Genomic DNA, 1,565 nt, shown 5'->3' on the forward strand with positions numbered 1-1,565 from the left:
CCGAAGGTTCGTGGGCCGTGGACTGTGGTCGGCACGGGTGACTTCGATGGCGACGGCAAGTCGGACATTCTGTGGCGAAACACGCAGACTGGGCTGAATGTGTATTGGAAGATGGGCCCGACCGGCAAGCAGGCTCTGGTCAGGTTGCCGAGGGTTCGTGGGCCGTGGGTGGTTGTTGGAAATTGACTGGTATGAGGGGGTGATCATGTTTGGCGATTGCTGTCCGGTGGCATCAGTGTATCGATGGTTTTGTTGACCGAATATTCCGGGAAAGTCTGCCGATGGTCGCATGGGCCATGACTGAGTGGTCGACTGCTTGTCGAAAACGAAAGTGGATAGTTGCCTTTCTGGCAATGGTGCTGTCATTTATGGTCTGCGCATCCGATAAACGTGATTCTAATGCCTTGAAGACGGTTGCACCTTCCGGGTCTGCAGACATGAAAAACATGCAACGTTATGATCGGAATCATCCCAGGTCTGCAAAACCAAGAGAGATTCCCAACATGACCACTCCTCAACAAGATATGGGCGCCTTGCCAACATCGAACAGAAACAATCCAAGCAAGCAACAACAGGAGCGATAACATGTTAAGGATCTTCAACAACGTCGCACGTCATATTGTTCAGTCAGGATTGATTGTGCTGTTCGGGATTGTAATGATCGTGCCATCGAACGCTGCAGTACCTGGGCCAGTGACAGGGCAATCCATGACGCTGCAACCTGCGGGTTCTGCCTCGTTTGCGCAGATGCAGCAAGCGGCATCCGTCCAAAGTCTTGCGCCCGCTTATCCACGAGTCCGCATTGTGCCAAAAATGGAAGCGCCCACGAAGGATTTAGGATCATTCTTACTTCCAACTCCTGCACAAACCGCTAAGCCCTCACCGTTGGCAGCCCTTCCGCAACCATCGGCGCCTGCAGCATCCGTCACTGGATTTCAGGCTCTGCTGGATAATTTGACTGCCATTCCACCGGATACGATGGGGGCAGTCGGGCCCAATCATCTGATGACCATGCTGAACAGCCAAGTTCGGATACAGAACAAGGCTGGAGGCATTATCCAGACAGTCTCATTAACCGCTTTCTGGACTGCACCAACGACGGGACTGAATGGGACGCCGTTCGATCCTCATGTCATTTACGACACTTTATCCGGCCGCTGGATAGCCGCATGCGCCGCTAACGGAAAGTCAGCGAATTCCCAAATATGGCTCGCAGTAAGCGCCACCAGCGATCCGACTGGCGTGTGGCATTTTTATTCTTTTATCGCCGATGCCACGGGAACCAATTGGGCAGACTATCCCGGCTTGGGTGTAAACAGTAAATGGATTGCCATTACAGCCAATATGTTCCCGGTCGCTGGCGGCGCTATTCCAGGCATTCAGATGTGGGTGATTGACAAATCCACGGCGCTGAACGGTGGAGCTTTGACAGTCAAGAATTTCGCTCCTGGATTTACCAACAACTCTACCATGATTCCGGCAGTGGTACGGGATGCCGCTGAACCAAACCTATATTTTGTTAATACTGGATTCTCAGCCAATCAAAAAACCGTTGATCTCATCGC

General features: G+C 52.3%; 3 protein-coding genes. All 3 read left to right on the forward strand.

What is annotated here, in order from left to right; genetic code table 11:
- A partial coding sequence (locus D6694_01890; GenBank protein RMH47462.1) for a VCBS repeat-containing protein occupies positions 1-186 on the forward strand: 186 nt, incomplete at its 5' end.
- Between the two features lie 95 nt (positions 187-281).
- Complete coding sequence (locus D6694_01895; protein RMH47463.1) at positions 282-584, forward strand: hypothetical protein; 303 nt, start codon at positions 282-284, stop codon at positions 582-584.
- A 1-nt stretch (position 585) separates the two neighbouring features.
- Positions 586-1,565 (forward strand): hypothetical protein (locus tag D6694_01900; GenBank protein ID RMH47464.1); only part of this gene is annotated, 980 nt, incomplete at its 3' end.

Source organism: Gammaproteobacteria bacterium, assembly GCA_003696665.1.
Lineage (GTDB): Bacteria > Pseudomonadota > Gammaproteobacteria > Enterobacterales.

Bases quoted from the DNA above. Each gene is read 5' to 3' on its own strand.
- D6694_01895 (RMH47463.1), top strand. From the start codon at position 282: ATGGTCGCATGGGCCATGACTGAGTGGTCGACTGCTTGTCGAAAACGA.